The sequence below is a fragment of the Pseudomonas sp. P135 genome (genome assembly GCF_020312125.1).
GTDB lineage: Bacteria > Pseudomonadota > Gammaproteobacteria > Pseudomonadales > Pseudomonadaceae > Aquipseudomonas > Aquipseudomonas fragariae.
The window spans coordinates 69362-94007 of the sequence record NZ_JAGPYR010000017.1; the positions used below are offsets into that span (position 1 = coordinate 69362).

At 53.7% G+C, this 24646-nt stretch carries 23 protein-coding genes, 1 tRNA gene and 2 pseudogenes; 13 read left to right on the forward strand and 13 right to left on the reverse strand.

Going from position 1 to position 24646, the window contains the following annotated elements:
* Positions 1-24: 24 nt before the first annotated feature.
* A complete protein-coding gene (locus KBY08_RS21310) occupies positions 25-519 on the reverse strand; it encodes a hypothetical protein (protein ID WP_024642609.1) in 495 nt (164 codons plus the stop codon).
* Between the two features lie 160 nt (positions 520-679).
* Between KBY08_RS21310 and KBY08_RS21315 the strand changes: the two genes are divergently transcribed.
* The 5 genes and pseudogenes from KBY08_RS21315 (at position 680) to KBY08_RS21335 (ending at position 4250) form a co-directional block, all read left to right on the forward strand.
* Positions 680-1228 carry a GNAT family N-acetyltransferase gene (locus KBY08_RS21315; protein ID WP_054091743.1) on the forward strand — a complete coding sequence of 183 codons (549 nt, stop codon included), beginning with the start codon at positions 680-682 and terminating at the stop codon, positions 1226-1228.
* Positions 1229-1385: 157 nt separating this feature from the next.
* On the forward strand, positions 1386-2018 hold the full coding sequence (locus tag KBY08_RS21320; RefSeq protein ID WP_058399526.1) for a DUF4062 domain-containing protein: 633 nt from the start codon (positions 1386-1388) through the stop codon (positions 2016-2018).
* Positions 2011-3450: an RNA-binding domain-containing protein gene (locus KBY08_RS21325; protein WP_111522577.1), complete on the forward strand. Its 1440-nt coding sequence runs from the start codon at positions 2011-2013 to the stop codon at positions 3448-3450. The genes KBY08_RS21320 and KBY08_RS21325 overlap by 8 nt, the downstream gene beginning before the upstream one ends.
* A gap of 95 nt (positions 3451-3545) precedes the next feature.
* A pseudogene (locus tag KBY08_RS26565) lies at positions 3546-4004 on the forward strand (GNAT family N-acetyltransferase); the annotation flags it as partial.
* A 15-nt stretch (positions 4005-4019) separates the two neighbouring features.
* Positions 4020-4250 (forward strand): type II toxin-antitoxin system RelB/DinJ family antitoxin, encoded by a 231-nt coding sequence (locus tag KBY08_RS21335; RefSeq protein WP_004407018.1) that lies wholly within the window; start codon positions 4020-4022, stop codon positions 4248-4250.
* A 217-nt stretch (positions 4251-4467) separates the two neighbouring features.
* On the opposite strand, the gene KBY08_RS21345 is transcribed toward KBY08_RS21335, so the two are convergent.
* From KBY08_RS21345 to KBY08_RS21355, 3 genes are all read right to left on the reverse strand, one after another.
* Positions 4468-5205 (reverse strand): hypothetical protein, encoded by a 738-nt coding sequence (locus KBY08_RS21345; protein WP_111522576.1) that lies wholly within the window; start codon positions 5203-5205, stop codon positions 4468-4470.
* A gap of 155 nt (positions 5206-5360) precedes the next feature.
* The gene (locus KBY08_RS21350; RefSeq protein ID WP_003342475.1) at positions 5361-6446 is read right to left on the reverse strand and encodes a type I restriction endonuclease; all 1086 of its coding nucleotides are present in this window, start codon (positions 6444-6446) and stop codon (positions 5361-5363) included.
* Between the two features lie 553 nt (positions 6447-6999).
* Complete coding sequence (locus KBY08_RS21355) at positions 7000-7422, reverse strand: DUF1493 family protein (protein WP_024640494.1); 423 nt, start codon at positions 7420-7422, stop codon at positions 7000-7002.
* A gap of 190 nt (positions 7423-7612) precedes the next feature.
* On the opposite strand from KBY08_RS21355, the gene KBY08_RS21360 reads away from it, so the two are divergent.
* Both KBY08_RS21360 and KBY08_RS21365 read left to right on the forward strand, forming a co-directional pair.
* Positions 7613-7954 carry a DUF5713 family protein gene (locus KBY08_RS21360; RefSeq protein WP_046235977.1) on the forward strand — a complete coding sequence of 114 codons (342 nt, stop codon included), beginning with the start codon at positions 7613-7615 and terminating at the stop codon, positions 7952-7954.
* Positions 7955-8053: 99 nt separating this feature from the next.
* Positions 8054-8698, forward strand: a pseudogene (locus tag KBY08_RS21365) (histidine phosphatase family protein).
* 92 nt (positions 8699-8790) lie between these two features.
* Here the strand turns inward: KBY08_RS21365 and KBY08_RS21370 are convergent.
* Together KBY08_RS21370 and KBY08_RS21375 are read right to left on the reverse strand one after the other, a co-directional pair.
* Positions 8791-9156, reverse strand: a complete 366-nt coding sequence (locus KBY08_RS21370; RefSeq protein ID WP_058399531.1) for an addiction module antidote protein — start codon at positions 9154-9156, stop codon at positions 8791-8793.
* On the reverse strand, positions 9132-9455 hold the full coding sequence (locus KBY08_RS21375; RefSeq protein WP_055010866.1) for a type II toxin-antitoxin system RelE/ParE family toxin: 324 nt from the start codon (positions 9453-9455) through the stop codon (positions 9132-9134). The genes KBY08_RS21370 and KBY08_RS21375 overlap by 25 nt, the downstream gene beginning before the upstream one ends.
* 664 nt (positions 9456-10119) lie before the next feature.
* On the opposite strand from KBY08_RS21375, the gene KBY08_RS21380 reads away from it, so the two are divergent.
* Both KBY08_RS21380 and KBY08_RS21385 read left to right on the forward strand, forming a co-directional pair.
* Positions 10120-12258 (forward strand): ATP-dependent nuclease, encoded by a 2139-nt coding sequence (locus KBY08_RS21380; protein ID WP_058823371.1) that lies wholly within the window; start codon positions 10120-10122, stop codon positions 12256-12258.
* Positions 12243-14168 carry an ATP-dependent helicase gene (locus KBY08_RS21385; RefSeq protein ID WP_111522575.1) on the forward strand — a complete coding sequence of 642 codons (1926 nt, stop codon included), beginning with the start codon at positions 12243-12245 and terminating at the stop codon, positions 14166-14168. Before KBY08_RS21380 ends, KBY08_RS21385 begins: the two co-directional genes overlap by 16 nt.
* Positions 14169-14996: 828 nt before the next feature.
* On the opposite strand, the gene KBY08_RS21390 is transcribed toward KBY08_RS21385, so the two are convergent.
* Positions 14997-15072, reverse strand: a tRNA-Thr gene (locus KBY08_RS21390).
* A gap of 160 nt (positions 15073-15232) precedes the next feature.
* Between KBY08_RS21390 and KBY08_RS21395 the strand changes: the two genes are divergently transcribed.
* From KBY08_RS21395 to KBY08_RS21405, 3 genes are all read left to right on the forward strand, one after another.
* Complete coding sequence (locus KBY08_RS21395; protein ID WP_111522592.1) at positions 15233-15418, forward strand: hypothetical protein; 186 nt, start codon at positions 15233-15235, stop codon at positions 15416-15418.
* A 411-nt stretch (positions 15419-15829) separates the two neighbouring features.
* Complete coding sequence (locus tag KBY08_RS21400) at positions 15830-16846, forward strand: J domain-containing protein (protein WP_024642329.1); 1017 nt, start codon at positions 15830-15832, stop codon at positions 16844-16846.
* A gap of 442 nt (positions 16847-17288) precedes the next feature.
* Entirely contained in the window at positions 17289-17615 is a 327-nt protein-coding gene (locus tag KBY08_RS21405) for a DUF6124 family protein (protein ID WP_003434742.1), read from the forward strand.
* A gap of 295 nt (positions 17616-17910) precedes the next feature.
* On the opposite strand, the gene KBY08_RS21410 is transcribed toward KBY08_RS21405, so the two are convergent.
* From KBY08_RS21410 to KBY08_RS21430, 5 genes are all read right to left on the reverse strand, one after another.
* Positions 17911-19182, reverse strand: coding sequence for a methyltransferase (locus KBY08_RS21410; protein WP_111522574.1), 1272 nt, complete (start codon positions 19180-19182; stop codon positions 17911-17913).
* Between the two features lies 1 nt (position 19183).
* Positions 19184-19873, reverse strand: coding sequence for an ABC transporter permease (locus KBY08_RS21415; protein WP_003318320.1), 690 nt, complete (start codon positions 19871-19873; stop codon positions 19184-19186).
* The gene (locus KBY08_RS21420; protein ID WP_003342249.1) at positions 19870-20565 is read right to left on the reverse strand and encodes an ABC transporter permease; all 696 of its coding nucleotides are present in this window, start codon (positions 20563-20565) and stop codon (positions 19870-19872) included. The genes KBY08_RS21415 and KBY08_RS21420 overlap by 4 nt, the downstream gene beginning before the upstream one ends.
* A gap of 66 nt (positions 20566-20631) precedes the next feature.
* Entirely contained in the window at positions 20632-21396 is a 765-nt protein-coding gene (locus tag KBY08_RS21425; RefSeq protein ID WP_111522573.1) for an ABC transporter substrate-binding protein, read from the reverse strand.
* Positions 21397-21409: 13 nt separating this feature from the next.
* On the reverse strand, positions 21410-22183 hold the full coding sequence (locus tag KBY08_RS21430) for an ABC transporter ATP-binding protein (protein ID WP_004407276.1): 774 nt from the start codon (positions 22181-22183) through the stop codon (positions 21410-21412).
* A 525-nt stretch (positions 22184-22708) separates the two neighbouring features.
* Here KBY08_RS21430 and gabP point away from each other — a divergent pair.
* A complete protein-coding gene (gene gabP, locus KBY08_RS21435; RefSeq protein ID WP_024660725.1) occupies positions 22709-24100 on the forward strand; it encodes a GABA permease in 1392 nt (463 codons plus the stop codon).
* A gap of 57 nt (positions 24101-24157) precedes the next feature.
* Here gabP and KBY08_RS21440 read toward each other — a convergent pair whose 3' ends face one another.
* Positions 24158-24643, reverse strand: coding sequence for a hypothetical protein (locus KBY08_RS21440; protein ID WP_004407280.1), 486 nt, complete (start codon positions 24641-24643; stop codon positions 24158-24160).
* Positions 24644-24646: the final 3 nt, after the last annotated feature.

Here is a 24646-nt window from a genome sequence, read left to right on the forward strand (position 1 = left end):
GAACATGACAGGGCCGCACCTGACTCAGTCCGCAATCAACTGAACAAACACTGCGAAACCGCCGAGGAAAATCCAGAAAAAGCTGAACAGCCAAGGACTGCGCTTGGAGAACAGCAAGGACTTTTTCGGCCCGGTTTCGCTGGATTCCCAATCGCTGAACAACGGCGAGTCGTCATAGGTCAGCCCGATGACCGGCTCGCTGAGCAGCAGTTGCGCCTGTTTGTGGTGCCAGTGCTGGATGATGTCGCAGGCTGCCCGAATACCCGGCCAGGCGAACAGCGTACTGAGCAGCCCCAGCAAGGCGAGCATCGGCGGCACAACCAGCGTAAACATCGCGCCCCAGGCCGTGTTCATGTTGGCCATCGACGATGCATAAGCTATCACCAGGAATGACTGCGCCGACAAATAGGCGTTGGTGCGGTTGGAGAGGTTGGTGGTTTCGTAATGAATTTCGCGTCGATAAAAATCCAGCCGTTCCTTGGGCGAGCCAAACAATTTGACCTGCTGCTCATCCACCACACTTTGGGGTGTCTGATCCGTAATGATTCTGGGCACTGGGGTTTCCGATGTATAAAAGGTGCAGGATAGACCCTCGCCTGCAGCCGGCAGTTCGACTTAAATCCCCGGCATACGGGACCGTTCATCCAGTGAGCATCGTTCGATGAACAGGGACATCGTCATGACCATCACCCCCACGCTGCACACCGAGCGTCTGCTGCTGACGCCACTTCAGCTCGAGGATGCGCCTGCGGTTCAGCAACGCTTCCCGCTATGGGACATCGTGCGCTACCTGAACAACCGCGTCCCCTGGCCTTATCCACAGGACGGTGCGCTGCGCTACATTCAGGACGTCGCACTGCCCGCCATAGCAAACGGCACCGAATGGCACTGGATGATCCGCCTGCAGAGCGCGCCCCACGAGATCATCGGCAGCATCACCCTGATGACCCATCCCGGCAACAACCGCGGCTTCTGGCTGCACCCGGACTGGCAAGGCCACGGCTACATGAAAGAGGCCTGCCGTGTGATCAATCGACAGTGGTTCGACGTGATGGGCATGCCCCTGATGCAAGTGCCCAAAGCCGCCCCCAATGAAGCCTCGCGGCGCATCTCGATCAGCGAAGGCATGCGCAAGGTGAGCACGCAGGAGGGCGAGTTTGTTGGCGGACGGTTCGAGGTGGAAGTCTGGGAGATGACGCGGGAGGAGTGGTTGCGCCTACACGAATAATAGTTACCTCTGTTTTCCTTCCTGATGATGTGTCCCTCAACCCTCTAGGCAGTCATGGCGCATGCCTGTACCTTTCTTCGCTTAAGACAATACAGCCCTGTGAGCCTGCCGCATCTGCGAGAGCCACGAGCTGAAAACCGGAGTGGCTCTTCAAAGCATGGATGGCAAGAAGCTCAAAATCATGGTGTCCTCGACTGTCTACGGCGTGGAAGAGTTGCTGGACCGTGTCTACACGTTGCTGACCAGCTTTAATTATGAAGTGTTGATGTCTCACAAGGGCACCATTCCCGTGTCATCAGGACAAACCGCATTTGAAAACTGCCTGGCAGCGGTGCAACAGTGTGATTTGTTTCTGGGTATCATCACGCCTCAATACGGTAGCGGTGTGGACACCACTGGTATTTCCATCACCCATCAGGAAATGAAACTCGCTATCGAACTGAAGAAACCGCGGTGGTTTCTGGCTCATGATCGCGTTGTATTTGCGCGGACCTTGCTCCGGGAGCTTGGTTACAAAAATCAGGCGCTAAGGCAAACCCTCACTTTGAGGTCCAAGGCCACTTCGATCACTGATCTGAAAGTCATCGACATGTACGAAGACGCCACTATGGAGCAGTTGCCCTTGAGCGATCGCCAAGGCAACTGGGTTCAGAAATTTGATCGTGATGATGATGCCGGCCTGTTCGTTGTGGCTCAATTCTCGCGCTACCAGGATCTTGAGCAGCGCCTCATAGATCATTTGGGTGACAGTGAAATGGTCGCCCAGCGTTTGAAGGAAGACCATGAGTAGAAGCCCATCCCAGCTTAAAAGACTGTTGCTGCTAGGCGAGAGCCAGAACCTTGAGCTCAAGGCACGCGCAAGTACTCAGATATGTGGGCCGCACGTTTGCGCCTTTCTCAACGCCCAAGGCGGCTACCTGCTATGCGGCGTCGACGATGATGGCCAGGTTCTCGGCGTGGATGACGCTCAGCGTGCTGCGCAGAAAATGGAGAGCCAGCTCAAAACCCAGATCCAGCCCCCAGTATTATTTTCGGTTGAAGTGCAGGAGATCGATGATCGCCAAGTGCTGGTAATCGAAGTGCCCTCAGGCAAAGATGTTCCCTATGCCTTTCGAAATGATATCTACATCCGCCAGGGCGAAAGTACCGTAAAGGCCAGCGTCGATGTCATTCGCGATATGGTCCTGCGCAAGCAGATTGAGCCAGAGCGTTGGGAGCGACTGTTTTCCTCTGAACTGGATGAGCAACAGCTATCTCGCACAGCCTGTCAGAAACTACTTTCTGCACCTCGTATCCCATTGGAAGTCAGGCAGTCGGAGCAGGGGTTGCTGCATCAGTTGCAGCTACTTTCACTCGCAAAATACGGTCGCCTTACCAACGCGGCCGATGTTTTACTCGCTGAGGATCCTGTGCGTCGTCATCCTCAAGCGCGGGTGCGAGCAGTTTGTTACAGCAGCAAAACCGCCAATGAGTACCAGGATCTGCAACATTTTGCAGGCCCGATGACAGAAGTGATCGAACAGTTATCCGCATTCATCATGCGTAACACCCCGGTCAAGGCGCGCTTTAGCCAAGGCCGCAATCAGCGTGAAGACTTACCGCTGTATCCGGAGATGGCTATACGTGAAGGCATCGTCAACGCTTTCGCTCATCGAGACTACAGCAGCTTTTCCGGCGGCATCAAAGTAGAGATCAGTCCGGTCCGACTGCAGATCTGGAACTCCGGCAGCCTTCCGGACGGCGTCGATGCGGACAAGCTGCAACAGGGCCATATTTCAGTGCTGCGCAATCCTGATATTGCCCACGCACTTTATTTACAGGGCTATATGGAAAAGCTGGGTCGCGGCAGCGTACTTATTCGTCAGGCCTGCGAAGAGAACGGCCTTGCGCCTCCTGTTTGGTATAGCGAAGGAAACTCTGGAGTCACCCTCACATTCCTTACCCCGGAAGTCGCCCCGGAAGCCACCCCGGAAGCCACCCCGGAAGTCACCCCGGAAGTCGAAAAGCTGATTGTGCTCGTAAATGGAGACATCAAACGCATTGAGCTTCAGCACCAGTTGAAGCTGGCTGACGCAGAACACTTCCGTAAACATTACCTTTCGCCCGCGCTCGAGCAAGGCGTTCTCGCCATGACGATTCCGGAAAAACCGACCAGCAGCAATCAGCGATATCGTCTGACGAGCCTGGGGAAAATCGTTCGTAAGCGACTCGATGGGCAATGAGCGCCTTGACGATCAGGCCCGCCAACAAAGCTAAAGTGGTCGCGGTTCCTGGATAGGGCACCTGACGTCGAGCCTTTTATACGGGAGCAAACACAATGCAACAGATTCTAGAAAATGATCCCGACATCACCCTGGTAACGGTCCAGCCCGAAGACTTCGAAACATTGGTGGCCATACGTATCGAAGCCATGCGTGAAAGCCTCGAGCGTGTTGGCCGGTTCGATCCGGTGCGCGCCCAAGAGCGCTTTCGTGAAGGGTTTTCTGCGTCATGCACACATTACATCCAGGTCGCCGGCAGCAAGGTCGGCTTCGTGGTCGTCAAACCGAGCAGCGACGGCCTGCTGCTGGATCACCTGTACATCAAGCCTGCTGTTCAAGGGCAGGGCATTGGTGCTGCCGTGCTTCGGCAAGTGTTCGCACAAGCGGACGCGACCGCATCCACAGTACGAGTGGGCGCCCTGAAAGAAAGCGACTCCAACCGCTTCTACGTTCGTCACGGGTTTCAGCTCGTTGAGAGCGGCGATTTCGACAACTACTACCTTCGCCCGCAACGTTTTGAGGGTGCCCCGATGGCGTCTATCAACGTTCGTATCGAGGACGATCTCAAAGCGCGTGCTTACCTCGAGCTGGAAAGGCTTGGCGCCACCTCCTCGGAATTACTGCGCCAAACCCTTCAATACGTAGCTGAGCACGGCCAGCTACCCTTCATGATGACCGAGGAAGACGAAGCGCTACTGGCAACTGTCCGCGAGCGCCTGGCATCTCCGCAGCGGGTAAAGGTTTCACTGGATGACCTATAACCTCGAATTCGATGCGCGAGTTCTAAAGGTTTGGCACAAATCAGGAGATACCGTGCGTCAGCAGATGCCACCGCATCCACGTTATACATCTGCCCCCTGAAAGAAAGCGACTCCAACCGCTTCTACGTCCGCCACGGGTTTCAGCTCGTTGAGAGCGGCGAGTTCGACAACTACTACCTCCGCCCGCAACGTCTACCGATTTGCTGAAGGGTTGTGATCAACCCGCCGAGGCAGCTTTCTCCGCCGCACGTGCAGCGAGCATGGCCGCCTCCGATTCCTGGGTGTGCAGCTCACCTTTGTACGCCAGTTGATTGAAGAACATGCCATCCGACTGCTCCTTGGACGGCGTTGAAGTCTTGGGAATAAACAGCGCGCCCAGGTCCAGAGAATTGGCGAAGTTCTCCTTGTTCAGGTTGTAGCGACCCAGATAACTGCCGCTCCAGGGCGAATCGGCGTCGACCAGATCAATGGCCGTCTCCCGATAGGTAGCCGCAGCGGCTTTCAGCCCACTGGACGCATTCAACAATGTATTGAGTTGCTTGGTATCCGCCTCGCTCAACTCACCGGAACTGTTGATCGCCTTCAGATTACCGTCCGCCTCGATCGTGAAGCCGAACTTCTTGCTGGCCAGATCCGGATACACCGACGCCAGCGTCGACGTGAACGCTTCATACGACGTCTTCAGCGCCTCCGTCGAGTTACCGTGCTGCGCCGCCATCTTTGGGAAATCAGGCGACTGCGAGCGACCTATCCAGGTATCAACCGCTTCCATCGGCTCAGTGGTCGCAGGCACTTCGGTACTCGGGTGATAGACGACAGCGGGTGTACTGGCAGCAGCGTTCTTAAACGCTTCTTTCTGCGGATCGGTGAGCGGCTGCGGGGTGAGCGTGATGCCGGAATTGGGCAGGGTGATGGTGGGAGACGTGTTGTTGCCGGGGGTTAGTGAGATAACCATTTCATCGATCCATGATTGCGGGGTTGTATGGAGGGTATCGACGAAGGAGGGGGGAGCTTGAGGGGAGGTCGGGGGACGGAAAATATCCCGACGTACTTGCAGGGCGCGCATTGCCACACGCCCTGCAAATATTTGTTAACGGAATTGATGCTTTTTCAAGACTCTGCGTAGCTCAATACGGTGTCCTTGAGGGCATCGGCAAAACCGTAAATATCATCCAGGGAAGCGATTGGATGGCGGGTTTCGCCCTTGTCCTTTTCAAAAATGCCGATGTATTTCTGAGCGCGATTGAAATGCAGGCGGGTGATGGGTTTACGGTTGTTGTCATCCAGAAGAATGCCGAAATAGCTTTGTGTATCACGATGAGCAATACGTTTCGCTTCAACCACAGTGCGGATGATCGACTTGACGATATGGAAGCCTTCCATTTCCTCCACAGTCGTCACGATCCGGTCGTCTATCGGCTCTTCCTTTTCAGGCTGAGTGTTATTTTCGATGATGGTTTCGGCCACCGTGGGCGCCTGAACTCCGCTCATTGCCAGCTTCAACCGGTCGTTGACCTGATCGTTCAGAAATTGCGAGGTGGCCTTTTTGGTCAGAATCGTGAACTGCTCACGTACCTTCTGAGTAATAGCGCCCTCATAAATGCGTGACGCGAAGTACCGGACAAAATCGTCGTCTGGCTGACTGAACTGTGCCGCAATCACACGCTTGATCTGACCGACGTACTTCAACTCGCCAGCGGCATTTAGAATTGACTCAACGTCGAAGGACGACTTGGTCAGCTTCTGCAATTCCGGAATGGCATGGTCATCAATCGCCAGCAGGTCCAGTTCAAGAAATGGTTTTTCATCCATCTTATTAGGCGCGTCCAGGTCTGTAAAAAACTTGTAGACCCGGCCATTGGTGAGAATCGAAATCCTTGCAGTGGTCACATGGAAGTAACGGAACAGCTGGCTGGCATGATTGATGTTCAGCGGCTCGCCGATTTTCTTGGTCTCGATGAGAATCTGAATATTGCCCTCTTTAACGATGGCATAGTCGATCTTCTCGCCTTTCTTGGTGCCCACATCGCACGTGTACTCCGGCACAACCTCAGAAGGATCGAATACATCGTAGCCCAGCACGGTATGGATAAACGGCATGACCAGAGCCGTTTTGGTAGCCTCTTCGGTTCGGATAGACGCGGCTTGCTGGCGGACTTTTGCTGAAAGGGAATTGAGTGCTTCAAGAAAATCCATTTTTATTGCTCCGTGCCGGGCTCATGAGCCCTCAGTCCTATCGATAATCGATAGAGGCGCAACGCTACTACGATGGGCTGGGGAATAGCTATAGGATTTTGAGGCGTGAGCGGAGATATCTGAGGAAATCGGAAACGTCTTACGCGTAGCGGGGCATAGCGGGGAGAGCGGTCTGTTTTGGTTCGTGCGTAATGAAGATCTACATGTGCGTTGCTAAATCTGATGCGAAAAAAGGGCCTGTATTGCTGAAAGCACTTACTTTGTATGGTGCCAGCCCCATTAGTCGAGCTTCTCGAATTGGTCCAGTTGTTGGTGCTGCTATTGGTCGACACCTGCTTTCATACCCAATGCCACAGCTGCCTTATGAGCTCTGCCTCGGGAGCTTGGTAGGGCGCGGCCTGCTCAAGGCCACGCGCACAGGAAACCTCCGTCACGCTGAAAGGAGGTTTGAATTATGTGGATTGCTGTAACCTGAGGTCATCACCGAGCGCATCCACTTTTCGTAAAGCGCTTGGGGTATGACATGCATACCAAGTGGATCACACAGGCAAGATCAACGGCTCTTTATCTTGTAGCCATCAATCGGAATATCTTCTGTGCGCTCATACAGGGGAGCATCGCTGAATGTGGCTTGTTCAAATGCTTGCGTATCCCAACGTCTCGCTTTCAAGGCTAAATACAACATGCCCACCCTCAACGGAATGTTGCCGCGTCTGTCTTTGGCGCGCCTGAAGGAAAAGAAGTTGAAACCTTCTTCCAAAAAGTACCGATAAGGGTCGTAATCGTTAAGATCGATAGAGAAACGTTCGAAGAACTCGACCATCAGATCATTTGCGTCGTCGCCATCGACGCCCATGTCCCTTGCGACATCGGTCGCCAAGCTGAAGCTTTCAAACGCCTTTCTTCCAAAGCCCGCGGTATCGTTGATGCAGACGACGATGCTATCCATTAATTTGTAATCAAGGGGTTCGTTCATGACTGGGAAACCTGATCTTCGGTGCTCACAATGGAGTTATAAGTCACAACTGTCTTGTAGGCTATCAGCCCTGGCTCCGCCGCCGTATACGCCCAGCCTGCAGAATGGGCAATAATCTCTGTAATACATCTCCGATTGTCACCTCCATTGGACTCACTGAGCGCCCACTGTACATCGACGAGGGATACCCATGCAGTTGACCAATGAAACCATGGCCAAACACACCTTCCTGAAAGGCATGTATCAGGACGAGTATTTCCCTGATGCCGTTGTGAAAATGTGCGAAGACGTGCTGGTCAACCTGTGTCGCGAAATCGAGCAACAAAAGCCTTCCGACCTGGACGCGCTGTATGCCCTGACTCACAAAGCGACAGAGCAAATCAACGAGCTGGAGGAGGTGTTCGAAGAGAACGGCAGTGAGATCGAAACCGTCGCCCGCGAGACCATTGCCGATGATTTCGTACGGATAGCAGACGCTTATGGTTTCACTGACGCGGACATTGAGGAGCTGATTGCGCCGCGTGAGTGGTAATCAACCGCCTGTATGCCCCCTGATGCTGACGGGTTTTGCCAGAAGGGGGCGTACGCTTGAATGCGCTCAGCCTCTGCCTCTTAAGCGAGTCTCTGATTAATGAAGCAGGTCAGACTAATTCGCCACGGACAAAGCGCTGCCAACGCAGGCCAAGCCAGTGTGGATCATGCGACTATCCCTCTCACGTTGAAGGGGGTAGAGCAAGCGTAGTCAGTGGCCCGATCATTCACTCATGCGCCGGATTTGATTGTCGCCTCGCCGTTTTCCCGAGCGCAGGCAACCGCCACGGCGACCGCAGCTACTTTCCCTGCCACCCCGCTTGAAACCTGGCCCATTCAAGAATTTACCTACCTCGAACCCGCGCGATGTGCCAACACAACCGTTGCTCAGCGGCGGGATTGGGTTGAAGCTTATTGGGCCAGGTCAGATCCAGCGTTTATGGATGGAGCAGGCGCAGAACCTTTTTCAGGATTTATAGCAAGAGCGCAGTCTTTCCTGAATCGACTTGCAGAGCATCCTGCCCAAGACATCGCAGTGTTTTCGCATGGGCAATTCATCAATGCCGTCGCCTGGCTAATCGAGCGCAAGCCGAAATACATTTGTGGCCGAGCGATGGCGGACTGGCGTGAGTACGAAATCAAGAACCATGTGCCCAATGGTGGTGGCTACATACTGTTCAGGCATGTGGACGCTGACGACTGGCGAATATGCTTACAACCCTCACAAAACGCTGAGAGCAGATAAAGCCAAACAGCTTCACTTGCGGATGGCGCTCTGACGACTACAAAAAACTGCTCGTTGTCGTGAAAGCGGTGCCATTTCGGGGTGAGGAATCGTCACTGATCGGGGCTCTGGCTGCCCATGTCAGCTCTGTGCGAAACAACCTTTGACATTCCCACACCCAATGCCTGGAGCACCTTGAGGATGGTGGAAAGCTTCGGGTCGCCGCCAGCAGCAATAGACCTGTAAAGGTTAGGTCTGGCCAAGCCCGTGTTCTTCGAGAGATTACCCATGCCACCTCTCGCCTCGATCAGTCGACGGATGGCCGTAAGGAAAACGTCTTCACCCCCATCTTCGTCGATTTCTTCCAGCGCAACAGACAGGTATTCGATGGCAAACGCTTCGTCCTCACGGAGCATTTCCAGAACGCTTTCATCATGGGAGCGCGTACGAGTCGTCATTTCTTTTTCACCTTGTGACATTTCCAGAGAGCCTTGGCTTGGTCTATGTCGTTTTGCTGCTTGTCCTTTGAGCCGCCACCCAAGAGAAAAAGTATTTTTTGGCCCTGAATCGCGTAATACACACGAAATCCAGGCCCAAAATCCAGCTTCATCTCAAAGACCCCGTCACCCACCGGCTCGGTTACGCCGAAGTGGCCAAGCGCCGCTCGGTCGATCCGGGTAGTGATTCTTGCTTTGGATCGCGTGTCTCGAACGGTGTCGAGCCAACCCTGATAGATATCCACTCCATTGGCAGACAGTACGTGTTCCACTTCGTACATGAAGAATGTACCTTAAAAGAGACAAATGGGTGATTGAATATTCTTATCGATAGCATGACTATTGATCGGAAATGAGCGACGCTGGGATTCAGATTAGGGGAATTACAGAAATTGGTGTTTGAGAGGGGCTGGTATAAAGCGGCGAAATGTTGCGGGGGAGAGGGCTGGGCGCTTGATCAGCGCTGACGTACGCGTTAAATGCTCTGCATAGGTCGCTATTAAATTTGAAGAAAAAAGCACCTGCATCGCCGCGAGCTCCTCTTTTATTTGGCGTAGCATCAAAAGTCAAATATAAATCTAAGTCATTGTTTTTATTTAATTTTTAAGCTTTTACTTCTAAATTCATCTTGATATCTAGAAAATTTTCCTCATTCGAAGAGCGTGATGCCATCTGCGCCTTTACTAGCTGCTTGCAAGATAGGCCAAGATTTAGCTACTGTCTGGCAAGTGGCCAGCTCCTTGGGTCATGTAACCCTTGGCAACGGTGAGGCTTGATTAGCATGGATGCAAATAATCCGCTTAAGCGATTAAGCTCATTAATATCAGCCTCTTACACATCAATAGTCTTAATTTTGTTGATAGTTAACTGACTATTTTATATCAGGGTGTAGATGTGTCTGGTATCTAATTGCAGGGCAATTTATTTTAATACAAGGATAGGTTTATGAAGGTAGTAAGGATTGAAGTAAATAATTTTCGCTTACTGAAGAAATTCTCTCTTGATCTCGAGAGCAATCTTTCTCTGGTATTGGGTAAAAATAATAGCGGAAAGACTTCGCTGCTCTCTGCATTAGAGAAGTTTATAAATTCTTCTGAAAAGCATAAAATAGTTTTTGACGATTTCAACGTCGATTTGAAAGCAGCATTAATTAAATTGATGAGCGGGGCTGAACTGATAGGTCCAGAGAGTGATTATACCCCCTTGGGTATAACGTTGAAGTTATATATTGAGTACGATGATCTCGATAATTTATCGCCAGTAAGCCAGTTGATAATGAGCCTGGATCCTGATGATAACCATATAGTACTTGGATTTGAATATCAGGTTAGCTATCCGCAGTTAACGGCGATGCGGAATGATTACAATGATGTAAAAGAAAAGTATGACAGCGATTCGAGTTTGTTTCTTAAGGAAAATCAGCATATCTACTTTGATCAAGTTAGGAAGAAAAGTTTTTCCTATAGTGATCCGGATGTGTTCACAGACTTGACTAAGGAAAATATTAGTTTGGCTGATGTTATTTCATTTAGATCTATCGGTGCGAAGCGGAGTGTTACGAATAAAGATAGTGATAGAACACTCTCTTCTCAGACTGCAATCATATATAAAAAGACATCTGAGAACCAAGAGCAGCAAGAGGCTGTTGAGGGCTTTAAGAAGCAACTGCGTTCGACGGATAAGGAACTGAGCGAAATATATCAGGATATGTTTTCTGGGTTATTGGGGAAAGTTGCAAAGTTTGGCGGATCTAGATTGTCTGAGACGCATATTAAGATTGCATCCACCCTGCAGCATCGAGAGCTGTTGGATGGAAATACAACTGTGATGTATACCCACGATACTCATGATCTTCCAGAGCACTTTAATGGGCTTGGCTATATGAATCTAATCAGCATGATTTTTGAAATAGAGATGCTGATGACTTCTTTTCGGAGATCTAGTAAAGAAAATCCTGCTGCAATTAATTTACTTTTTATTGAGGAGCCGGAAGCGCATACGCATCCTCAAATGCAATATACGTTTATAAAAAATATAAAGTCCCTGTTGAAAGAAAGCAGGGTGAGAGAGGATGGAATGGAAATTCATCTTCAAACGATTATCAGCACTCACTCATCTCATATAGTGGCAGAGTGTGATTTCGACGACATCAAGTATTTGAGGAAGTCACCTCTTGCTAACAGTGTGGACGCGAAAAATCTTAAGGCGCTCAAGTCGGAGTATTCGTCCGATGATGTGGATGACAATGCCCAGGCTGAACTACACTACAGATTCCTTAAGCAATATCTTACATTGAACCGAGCCGAGCTATTTTTTGCTGATAAAGCAATACTTATTGAAGGTGATACTGAGAAGATTCTTCTACCAGCAATGATGAGGAAGTTTGACCAAGAGATTCCTGATGCGGGCGCTACACCTCTACTTTCACAGAATATTTCAATTGTGGAGGTAGGAGCACATGCTCAAATTTTTGAAAAGTTTATCCATTTTATTGGTATTAAAGCTTTAATTTTGACTGATATAGATAGCGGAATTAAACAGTTGCTTTTTGAACCGGATGGAGTTACTCCCCAGCTATACAAAAAAGGTACGCAGAAAATAGAGACTATAAAATGTCGTCCTGATGACCCGGCGGCAGACCATACAGCTAATGGATCGTTAGTATTTTATCATGGCAAGGTCAGAGAGGATTTGGGCTACTTTACCTCCCTTAATATTGAAGGTAAGGCTTTATCTAAAGTCGGAGGCGAATGGAAGGTCGATGTCGATGGCTGTATTTTTCTAGCATATCAGACCAAAGACGATGGCTATCATGGAAGAAGCTTCGAAGATGCATTCTTTTCGCTAAACAAAACACTACTTGGAACTGACTCTGAAAAATTTCCATCTCTAACGCCTAAGTGGTTCAATAAATATATAAATGGCGAGTGTGATGCATTTGAGTTTGCAGAGAAAGCAGTTGTCAAAAAGCCTTCGTTAGCGATTGAAATCCTGCTTAATAGTGTACCTGATAAGAAATCTGACTTTTCTAATTGGAAAACTCCTCACTATATCCAAGAGGGCCTGGAATGGCTGCGCAAATGAAGACGTTAGAGGAGGTTAGTGACGAGTCGAAAAAGATTCTTGATACTATCGACGAGGGTAAGAGTTTTTTACTGAGTGGTGGTGCTGGAAGTGGTAAAACTTACTCTTTGGTAGAGGTTATAACGAATCTGGTTACTCTCAAGCCTTTGGCACGTGTAGCTTGTGTTACCTACACCAACGCCGCGGTGCGGGAGATTGAGGGCAGAGCCAGCCATCCAAATCTGCACGTTTCTACGATCCATGACTTTCTCTGGGGAGTAATCAAGCATTTTCAAGTAGAACTAAAGGAGGTTTTGTTAGCGCTGATTAATGATGAGGAAATATCGAGGTTTAAAGTTTTAGATGGCAATGGCGAGCCAGAAAAATTAGATACTATTGAAGGAGATGTTAGGTATAAAGAGTATGTAAAACTTAGAGAGGGGGTAGTTTCACACGATGAAGTTATTTTACTTGCTAACGAGATGTTTAGAAGATACGACAAGCTTTGCCGGATACTGAAAGATTGTTATCCATATATCATGGTGGATGAGTATCAAGATACTCAGGCGGAAGTTGTAGATATACTTCTTACGCAGTTGACTAGGGTTGGTGATCCAAATGTTATTGGTTTTTTTGGCGATGCAATGCAGGCAATTTATGATGAGGGTATTGGTGATTTAGATGCTTACAAAGGTGAGAAGGTTGGGCAGGTTAGAGAAATAAAGAAAGAAGAAAATAGAAGAAATCCAAAAAATGTAATCGATTTGGCAAACAAACTTAGGAGTGATGGACTTTTCCAAATTCCTTCCAAAGATTTAAATGCTCCCAATATGACCAGTGAAGGTGGTGTAAAAGATGGTCATATACAATTTCTATATTCCTCCAATGATGACGTTAATGCTGTAAAAAAATACTTGGCTTGGGACTTTTCCGAGTTATCAGGTGCTAAGGAACTCAATCTCACTCATAACCTTATCGCTGCCAAAGCAGGGTTTAGTGAATTGATGAGGATTTATGATGGCGATAAGATCTTGGAATATGTTCGTAAGATCAAAAGTTATATTAAGAAAAAGGAGCCTGCGTTTAACTCTGATGGAAAAACGTTCGGAGAAGTATTGGCCGAATTGAAGTATAGAAAAACTGGAAAGTCCTTAAAAGACGTTGATCCGACAGAAGGCATGGCTATATATATTGCAGAACACCAAGCTATATATGATCGAGCGCTGGATTTCCCATATAGTGAGCTGGCTTCTTTATATATTAACAAGGATCAGCTTATAGACGATCAAAAATCTGATCGAAGTGAGCTGGGGCGTGGTGGTGGCAATAGGGATGACCTGATAAAACACTTATTTAAAATACAAAAAAATGTCCAGCTTTACTTGGATGGAAGTTTTAATGAGTTTCTTCGCGTAACTGAACATGCGGTCACATCTAAGAGTGATAAAGTCACGCTGAAGGAGAGAATTTTCAATTTATCTAAAGTCGATGATAAAACAGTGCAGCAAGTTATCGATGAGGCAAATGTAAGTGGCCTTGTTAGGGTTGACGATCGACTTCAATCATTTATAGATTCGAAGCGTTATATTTATAACCAAGTGGCCGCGCTTCCATTCTCTCAATTTCAGAAATTATTTGAATATCTTGAAGGGTTTACGCCGTTCTCTACTCAGCATAAAACCAAAGGTCGAGAATTTCCTGATGTTCTGGTTGTTCTGAACAATGGGCGGTGGAATTCATATAACTTTGATTATTTATTTACTGATCGTATGGATAAAGAAAGTGTGGTGAATAGGACGCGTAAAATTCTCTACGTATGCTGTACCCGTGCAAAATCAAATTTGGCTTTATTTTATCACTCGCCATCTGACGCAGTTGTTGAAAAAGCGAAGGACTGGTTCGGCCACGAAAACGTAAAAAATCTAGATTAGCTTGATTTTGGCTCCTGAGCACCTCCTAAGAAGTGGGCGTGCAGGCTGCACTGGCTGATGAGACTAGTGCCGCAAGATCCTGAGTCGGGTGAAGGCGGTGATGCGATTACCGGGGGCATGTCTGACTGTCAGTCAGGTGCAGTCCATTCCTTGAGCTGTGGGACCATCATCTGCATCGCTTTTGATGGTGACTTCGGTGTTTGTCACGCCGATTGTCACGATGGGGAATGCCGCAAAGCCTTGTAGGAGTTGGGCTGCAGCAGCGGTTGGAGCGATCGCCTCTCTCCGCGAGAAAGAGACGGGCGCAGCTCGGCGCACGGGAATGGCCAAGCGGATAGTTTGCTGCAGGGCAGCTACGAAAGGGGGATGAGTTGCCGCAGTGGGGACACCATAACGTCGACGTGACCGTACGAGCCGCAGGACGCTAACCGCACTGTGTGAGAATCACCACCGTGTGGCCTAGCCTAAAAGGTTCCGGCTACCTGGGGTACTCTCGGCGACAGCGATTTACCCGATCTTTTCTAAGCCTGTGGATAATTCGGGGCTCTTTCGGGTTTCGGGAATTTTGCGGCTGTGGATGAGATTATCTACCAGTGGAATCTGTGGTTTTCCACAGACAGTTCGCATTGGCTTTAGATTTTTAATTGAGGTCCATCTAAGGGCGGCGGCTTTGCAGTCTTGCTTGGATGGGCCCGCGTGGCCTAGCTGATCACCGCGAATTTGACGATTGAAGTTCAACTGACTAAGCACCCAAAACGAAAAAACCCGCCAAAAGGCGGGGTTTTCGGAGATTTCAAAGGCTGCAAAAACTACCTTTGAAACCTTATATGGTGCCGGCACCAGGAGTCGAACCCGGGACCTACTGATTACAAGTCAGTTGCTCTACCAACTGAGCTATACCGGCGTAATGGGCTGCGAGTATATAGAGTCTGATGCGCTTGTAAAGCCTAGCTGTCTGATTCAGTTGAAAAAATCGACCGTTGGCGCTTCGGGTCGGATGCGGGCGGGTGGTGGTGCAGGACGTTTCTGTTGGTTTGGACGGATTGGTCTGCGTGGTAGGGCGGATGGCGTTGAATTCGGGGGTTGATTTTGCCTTTGGTGCGCACAGCTTGTGCCTGACAGAACGCTGGATTTTTAACCTGGTCGCGCAAACCAATGCGTCCAGCGTTGATGGCGATTTGGCGTGTGAACAGGCACCCATCCGACCCCGCCATTTTTGGGCAGTTGCGGGGCAGGAGGGCTTTGCATAGGCTTGTTCTCAACGGCCCAGGCTACTGAGTCAGCAGCACGGGTCGTTAGCTTTTCAGCCATGCAGATAAAGGACTATCTGATGAGTAATGCGATGGATCGTAACCGGGTTTGGGGTGTTGTTTGCCGCAGGCTGGTCATTCGCTGAAGAGTTGTTGAAGGATATTTGCAAATGCGCCTGGCCTGTCGGCTTTGCGCAGGGTGGGGCTGAGGATGGCTGTCTGAATCGCATGAATGTGCGTCTGGATGCCGACGAAGGCTTCATCGATGTATCAAGAAATGCCCGGATCCTCTGGATTCGGGCATTTTCTTGTGCGCTGGTTGCTGTTGCGTCGGATTTGCACTGGAGCTACCGGCTTTTTGGCCGATACAACTGTATCGAAAATGGCAGTCAGCCATGGACAGCAAGTGCAATGCAGAGAACGCCTACGCATTACGAGCTGCTGAGTGTTGCTCGCGATGCCTCTCCTGAGCAGATCAAGAAGGCTTATCGCAAGCTGGCGCAGAAGCTGCACCCGGACAGGAATCCAGATCCTTACGCCTCGGACATGATGGGCGTCGTCAACGCGTCTCACGATGTGCTGGCTGACCCTTCGCGGCGTGCGGCTTATGATGCGCAGCTCGCTGCCAACGAGCACAAGGTGCGTATGGACGCTGCGCGCCGCAAGCAGGCGCATGCAGCGCGTGGGCAGGCGGTGCATGTGTATGCCGCCACTTCTGCAGCGACTGCTGCTGCGCCGTCTCAGGCGGCTCGTTCGGGACCGGCGCCCAAGTCCTCTTCCTACGCTTCTGCATCCCCTTCCCGTGACAGGCGTCGTCGCAGTGCGTGGCGTTGGGCGCTGTTGTTTGTGGTGTTCTGCGCGGGTGGGGCGTGGATGGGCTACGAACCGGGTGCAGGCAAGTCGTTTGTGCCGTCGGAGCCTGCGCCGGTTGCGCAGACGTGGGTCAAGCCCGCGCCTGCCGCGCCGGTCGAGGAACCTGTAGCGAGCCTGGCGAAGCCTGCAGATGCTGCGGCGTCCGAGTGTGGCGTGCCGGCGCTTGATCCGATGGGCGCGCCGTGGCCGGACAAGGCGGGCTATGTGAAGGACATGCCGGTGCTCAAGGACAACGGCTGGTCGCAGATCACTGTGGATAACTCGGCGGGCGAGTCGGCGGTGTATGCCAAGGTTACGGATGCGGTGGGGCGCCGGGCGTTTCGGCATGCGTTTGTGCCGGCCGGGGCGGTGTTTGTGTTCGCCAAGATGGACCCGGGGCTGTACCTGCTCAAGTACAAGATGATGAGTACGGGCTGTGCCTTTGCGTCGGGGCGGATTTTGCTGGAGGAGACGCCGATGGGCAGTCAGATCAAGTCCAGTGCCTACAAGCTGACGTTGCGCAAGCTGCAGAACCGCAGTGTGCCGTTTGCGCGGTTGAAGGATGATCAGTTTTAGTAGTGGGTCATGACAGGAATGCGGCGCTGCGTATTCAGTCTTCGCGAACAAGTTCGCTCCTACGGCCTTCGGCCAGAATCAAAGCGTCGTACTGTGAACTCACCTTTTGCAACGCTTTCAGGCGCGTTTTTGCAGGCACCGTCTCTTTCTTTTGAAGGACATTTCCGAGAGAATCCCCGACCGCTTGCGCCCCTCTGTCTGGGCTTCTACTCTCCGCCCGTCGCTGCCTATCAGCGATCGGGTTTAGTCGCCCGGATTTGAGTTAAGGCGTATCGCGTCGCTGTTTTGTTCAGGTCTTCTTCCTGCACTCTATGGCGGCTGTGCGTGAGGGCACCTTCGGGTGCGCCGGTCTTAGCTCCCGGTCGACTAACCTTTCGCACAGCTGCCACCTCAATCGTTTAGTCGCGACCCAGTGGCAGTTCCATTGAGGAGAGAGCTAAGCATGGTCAAAGTAACCCCCGATCCGCCCAACAAACCGTCCAGCGCCGCACCGGTCTTCGACAAGGCTGTGGTCAAGCGCGCCATGGAGTGTTACCTGCCAATCTCCCGACCGGCCAAGGAACCCCACGACAGCAAGTTCGACTTCATCAGCCTGGAAGCCACCCTGGTGCACGCGCTGGATTTCCTGCGCTGCGCATCGGCCACCGCTCACGAACTCGGCGATGAGCTGACCGGTTCGCAACGCGATCTGGCGTTCGCTTCCATGCACATGCTGGAAATGGCCAAGGTCATGGTCGAGCGCTCGCTGGAGTGTGTCGAAGAGGTCTGAAATCTTGCGCCCGACAGCTCGTGCACAGGCGTCTGCGTGTGCACGATTGAGCCGCGCAAAACGCTTGCGCCAGAGCCTTTACCAAATCTTTATGCACAATTTGCCGATAAAGATTTGCGCAGCCGGGTAATTATGTGCAGTCGGGTGCATTGAGCCGCAAGGCATTGTTTTTGCGGGTTACGGGAAGGATGGCGGAAAAAAATAAGGGGCTTCAGTAACTGGCGCGCCAAGCTTTAACGCATTCATCCACATTTTCATCAACAGACTTATCCACAGGTTGCTCAACCGATTTCAGTCACGATTTTCGGGCCAGAATCAGCAGGTTGCGCGGTGTAATCCGGCTGTCACAGAAAGTGCCAACGCTCACGCTGTAACCCTGCTCGCGCACGTAAATCGCCCTGTCCAGCACCAGCCACATCTCCAGCGGACGCCGAAACAGATCGCGGACCAGTTCCAGGTTGCGCACTTCGGCCAGTCTTTTCCAGCCAGCGGCTTCCAGCGCAGCCCAGTCCTGCTGGCCCGGTGCAGGCAGATGCTTGAGTTTTGCCAGATGGTTGCAGTAGTCCGCGTAGGGTGCATCCAGCCATGACGTCGGCAGCGAGGGTGTGGGCAAGTAGTCATCGATGCCGCGCAGGCGGCGCTGCAGCAGGTCGAAGCCCAGGCGGCGGGCCATCGAGATGTCGCGTTGACGACGTACGCGCGCGCCCGCTGTCACGGTTTCACTGAGCGGCAGGCCGAGCTCGTCTCGCGACAGCTTCAGGCCGGACGCCTTGCCCTCGCTGGACAGCGCCTGATAAAGGTCGTGCCGGGTACGGTTGTAGCAGCACGGCGCAATCGCCATACGCCGACAGCCCGTCTGGCTGGCCAGCTCCATCAACTGAATGTGCAGGTCGCCGCAGGCATGCAGTGCCACAGGCGTATGTTCGGGTTGCAGGTAGCGCCACGTGTCGTCGGCCATGACATCCTGCTGCGCATGTCTGGCGTCGAGGCCTTGCCGCGCGCTCAAGGCCAGGCCTGCTTCGATCAGCGCCGGGTCGCGCTCCAGGCAGGTCAGACGCTGGCCGGGCCCGGTCAGGCGGCGCCCCAGGTGGCCTTTGCCAGCGCACCAGTCCAGCCAGTGAGTCGCGCTGTCACGCATGTCCAGATGGCTGGCAAAAGCTTCGATCTGCTGCCACTTGCGCCCTGGCACATCGACGCTCATGCGCGCCTCGACTGGCTGCTGGGCGTGCACGGGCAGTTCGGCGACGTGGCTCAGCGCGACGGCTTCGGCGGCCAGTTGCTTGAACGGGAAGGGCGCATCGAGGTGTTCCGGGTGATTGTGCGCGGCCTCGGCCTGTTCCAGCGTGCGTTGCCGCAGCCAGAGCGCGAGGTCCGGGTATTTGTCTTCCCAAGGCAGGGAGAGGTGCGTGAACGGCTTGGGCCGCCACAAGGCCTGATGCGCGAACAGGAAGCTGTCCAGCGCACCGAAGTGGCTGCCGAGGTGTTCATCCTGCAAGCGAGGTTCAGAGGGCATGGTGGCGGACTCGTATGGCAAGGTGCTGACTGGATCGACGCCAGCACCTTTCATATCAGCGCCCTTGGCTTGCGTCTACACGCAATAGTTTTTCCAGCAGCCGGAAGCCCTGCACCAGCACGAAGGTCATGACCAGGTAGAACATGCCGGCGGCGAAGAAGATTTCCACCGGCAGGTAGGTGCGGGCGATGATCGTGCGTGCCATGCCGGTCAGTTCCAGCAGGGTGACGGTGCTGGCCAGCGCACTGGCCTTGAGCATCAGGATCACTTCATTGCTGTAGGCCGGCAGGCCGATGCGTGCCGCGCGTGGCAGGACGATATAGAAGAGCGCCTTCCATTTCGACATGCCCAGTGCCCGTGCCGCTTCGACTTCACCTGGCGGCACCGCCTGCATGGCGCCGCGCAGGATTTCGGCGATGTAGGCGGCGGTGTGCAGGGTCATGGTCACCACGGCACACCAGAACGGGTCGCGCAGGTACGGCCACAACGCACTCTGGCGCACCGACTCGAACTGCGCCAGCCCGTAATAGACCAGAAACAGTTGCACCAGCAGCGGTGTGCCGCGGAAGAAAAAGATGTAGGCGTAGGGCAGGGCGCGCACCGGCCAGTGGCGCGATGCGCGGGCGATGCCCATCGGGATGGCAAGGATCAGCCCGGCGATGACGGCAATCGCCACCAGTTCCAGGGTCAGGGTTGCGCCCTGTGCCAGGCGTGGCAGCCACTTGATGATGACTTCCCAGTTCATGACGCGCTCCTCAGAAAGCCGCGACTGGCGCGCTTTTCAAGGAAGTACATGCCGGCCATGGCCAGCACGGTCAGGCCCAGGTACATGAAGGCCGCGACCATGTAGAAGGTGAACGCTTGCTTGGTGAAGCCCACGGCGATCTGCGCGTGGCGCATGATTTCTTCCAGGCCGATCACCGAGACCAGCGCGGTGTCTTTCATCAGAATCATGAACAGGTTGCCCAGGCCGGGCAGGGCGATGCGCCACATCTGCGGCAGGACCAGTTTGAAAAGGATGCGCGAGCGTGACATGCCCAGCGCGAGCCCGGCTTCGCGGTGGCCTTTGGGGATGGCCAGAATCGCGCCGCGAAACACTTCGGTCGCGTAGGCACCGAAGCAAATGCCCAGGGCGATGACCCCGGCAGCAAAGGCGCTGAGGGCCAGGTCGGGAATGTCGAACAGTTTGCCCAGGGCGCGCATACCGTTGACGGTGCCGAAGTAAATCAGCAACACCCAAAGCAGTTCGGGAATGCCGCGTACCAGGGTCGAGTAGGTACTGCCCAGCCATTGCAGCGGCTTGTAGGGCGAGGTCTTGGCCAAGGCGCCGAGCAGTCCGAGCACCAGCCCCAGGCACAGGGCCGAGAGAGCAAGCTGGACCGTCATCAGCGCGCCAGCCGCAAGGGCCGGGCCGAATCCGTGGAGATCAATGTTCATGGGCAGGCTTTGTCAGGGCCGGTCGCCGCGCTTCGAAAGCAAGCGGCGGCGACGCGGTCAGGTGAATCAGAGGATGCTGAAAGGGAAATACTTGTCGTTGATCTTCTTGTAGGTGCCGTCAGCGATGATTTCTTTCAGGGCCGCGTTCAGGCGCTCGCGCAGGGCGTCGTCACCCTTGCGCACGGCGATGCCGATCTTGTCGTCTTCCACGACAGGCTCGCCCTTGAACTCGAAGTTCTGACCCGCTTCGCTTTTCAGCCACTCGAAGCTGACGTATTTGTCGGCCAGCATGGCGTCGACGCGACCGGAGGAGAGGTCGAGGAAGGCGTTTTCCTGAGTGTCATAGAGTTTGGCGTCCATGATCCCGAGCTTGTCTTCCAGCCAGGTGGCGGCCAGCGTCGAGCGCTGTGCACCCACTGACTTGCCGGCAAGGCTCTCTTTGGCTTTTTCCATGCTCGATACGTCGATCGAGGAGGTTTTCGGCGCGATGAATTGCAGCTTGTTCGAGTAATACGGATTGGTGAAATCGACCACCTGCTTGCGCTCTTCGGTGATCGACAGCGACGAGATCAGGAAGTCGAACTTGTTGGCCATCAACGCCGGGATGATGCCGTCCCAGTCTGACGTCACCGCTTCGCACTCGACTTTCATCCTGGCGCACAGGGCCTGGCCGATTTCATAGTCAAAGCCCACCACCTGGCCACTCGCGTCCTTGTTGTTGAACGGCGGGTAGGCCCCTTCGATGCCCATTTTCATGGTTTCAGCAAAGGCACTGCCGCTGAAGGCAAGGGTGGCCGCTGCGATCAGCAAGATCTTTTTGTACGATTGCATGGGTGTTGCTCCGTTAGCGGTGACTCGACATGAATTGTTTGCACCTTGCCGACAGCGGGTTTTCGAATACTTGCTGCGGTGTGCCCTGTTCTTCGACCATTCCCTGATGCAAAAACACCACTTCACTTGATACCTGACGTGCAAAATTCATTTCGTGGGTTACCAGCAGCATGGTCCGGCCTTCTTCGGCCAGTGCGCGGATGACGCCGAGTACTTCCTGAACCATCTCCGGGTCGAGGGCCGAGGTCGGCTCGTCGAACAGGATAACCCGTGGTTGCATGGCCAGCGTACGCGCAATGGCGGCGCGTTGCTGCTGCCCGCCGGAAAGTTGCGCAGGGTAGGCATGGCGCTTGTCGGCGATACCTACCTTGGCCAGCAGCTCTTCAGCCACCGCAATGGCCTCGGCCTTGCTCTGACCGAGGACGCGACGCGGGGCTTCGATGATGTTATCGAGCACGCTCATGTGCGGCCACAGGTTGAAATTCTGGAACACAAAGCCGATCTGGCTGCGCAGACGATTGATCTGCCGGTTATCGGCAGCAATCAGGTCGCCATTGCGCGCTGCCTTGAGCTTCAATTCTTCGCCGGCCACCAGAATCTGGCCCTGATGCGGGTTTTCCAGCAGGTTGATGCAGCGCAGCAATGTGGACTTGCCGGAACCGGACGAGCCGAGGATCGATATGACGTCGCCGTCGCGAGCCGTCAGCGAGATACCTTTGAGCACCTCAAGCTGATCGTAGCGCTTGTGCAGGTTGCGGATTTCCAGGGCGGGCGTGGCCTCGGCCATGTGGGGTCCTCGTTGAAGTGTGCGCGCTGGCTGCCAGCGAACGCCAAGCTAGCACAGCGTTTAAAGGACAACCATCGACGTATTGTGTCCAGCGTGGAGGCACTCGACGGGTTGTCTCATATGGGCAGCGGACGGTCGCAAGAAGGCAAGCACGATGCCCTGTAAAACAGGGGCGTGCGCGAAAAAGGCGCGATGTTGCCAGCTTTGGCCGGGCGTTGGAAGTAGCATTTGCTGAGCGGCGGTCTGATTTCTGCACCATGTTTGCGCTTTGAGGAAGGTTTGGGGCATTTTTGGTGCGTGCATGTAGACGAATCTGAGGCGTTTGGTAACAAATCCTACAGACGGCGCAGAAAAGCCATCGTGCTGCAGGCTTCACGCGTCAAGCCACAGGCCTCGTATTCTCTAAGCGACGTCGTTTTCGAAATATTTTGGCGCAATTCTTGCGTCAAATATAAAGAACGGCACCGTAGGTTTCTTTTTACGTAACGCTCCGGTGTGCCTCGCTCGTCTTGCACAGGTGGTTTTATGAGCAGTACCGCTAACTCTTCCGAGCTCGAACAAGGGCTGAAACCTCGACACATTACGATGCTGTCGATTGCTGGCGTGATTGGCGCCGGGTTGTTCGTCGGCTCCGGCCACGCGATTGCCGAAGCCGGTCCTGCCGTGCTGCTGGCGTATGCCGCGGCGGGTACGCTGGTGGTGCTGGTGATGCGCATGCTGGCCGAAATGGCCGTTGCCTCGCCGGATACCGGTTCGTTTTCAACCTATGCCGACCGCGCTATCGGTCACTGGGCCGGTTTCACCATCGGCTGGTTGTACTGGTGGTTCTGGGTGCTGGTGATTCCACTGGAAGCCAACGCCGCTGCAACCATTCTGCATGCCTGGTTCCCCAATATCGCGATCTGGGTGTTCACGCTGGTCATCACACTGGTGCTGACGGCAACCAACCTGTTCAGTGTGAAGAACTACGGTGAATTCGAGTTCTGGTTCGCGCTGATCAAGGTCGTGGCAATCATCGCGTTTGTGGTGCTGGGTGTTGCGGCGATCTTCGGTCTGCTGCCCACCAGCAACGTCAGCGGTGTCAGCCACCTGTTCGATACCGGCGGCTTCCTGCCAAACGGTATGGGCGCGGTGCTGGCAGCAATGCTGACCACCATGTTCTCGTTCATGGGCACCGAGATTGTGACCATCGCCGCGGCCGAGTCCAAGAACCCTGGCAAGCAGATCACCAAGGCCACCAATTCGGTGATCTGGCGGATCTTCCTGTTCTATCTGGTTTCGATCTTCATCGTGGTGTCGCTGGTGCCGTGGAACGATCCGCGCCTGGCCGAGGTGGGTTCGTATCAGACCGTGCTCGATGCAATGGGCATTCCGAACGCCAAGCTGATCGTCGACCTGGTGGTCCTGGTCGCCGTGACCAGCTGCCTGAACTCGGCCCTGTACACCGCTTCGCGCATGTTGTTCTCGCTGGGCAAGCGCGGCGATGCGCCGGCCGTGTCCAAGCGCACCAGCAAGGGCGGTACGCCTCACTGGGCGGTGATCATGTCGACTGCGGCGGCTTTCCTGACCGTGTTCGCCAACTACATCGCGCCGGCGGCCGTGTTTGATTTCCTGCTCGCCAGCTCCGGTGCCATCGCACTGCTGGTTTATCTGGTGATCGCGGTGTCGCAGCTGCGTATGCGCCAGAAGCGCATTGCTGCGGGCGAGGCCATCGACTTCAAGATGTGGCTGTTCCCATGGCTGACCTGGGCAGTGATCGCGTTCATCGTCGCGGTGCTGACCATCATGCTGCTGCAGGAAGAGCATCGCCTCGAAATCATCGCCACCGGCGTACTCAGCCTGTTGGTGATCGGCGCTGGCCTGATCGTATCGCGTCGTCGCAAGGACGGTCGCGTGGGCGCTGCTGCGCTGGGTTGATCGCGCCCTTGGGCGCATGACCCTCGTGCCAATGCCGCGCATTGGCACGATCCTCAATCAGCGTGCGGCTCTGGTCTCTCTCTTCATCAGCAGGCCGGACGCCAGGGTGTAATCCTTCTGGAAGGCAGGGCTTTCGATCCACTCGATCGCGCTGTCTTCGTCTTCATCGTGGTACATGGCGCGGTACACGATAAGCAGGCCCATCATGAAGTCCGTGGCCGGGTCTTCGTCCTCTTCGGAAATCACCAGTGCCAGCACCGGGTACTGCAGGAAGACGACGCACAGCGCGAGCTGGCTGATGGCCTCGGCTTGCTTCATAGCCGTGAACAGGTCGTCGTAGTCGGCCGGGTCAAAACCGTTCTCGACAATGTCGCTGAAGTCGAAGGTATTGAGGTCGAGTTCAACGTCGTCGAACGGCTGGTTGACCAGCGCCGAGGCGAATACTGGATGAACCAGGCTGGTTGCAGCCTTGCCCGAGCGGTTCTGCTTGGCCTTGATCTTTGCGCGCTTGGCACGTTTTTGCTGCTTGTCTGGCGAGGCCATGAG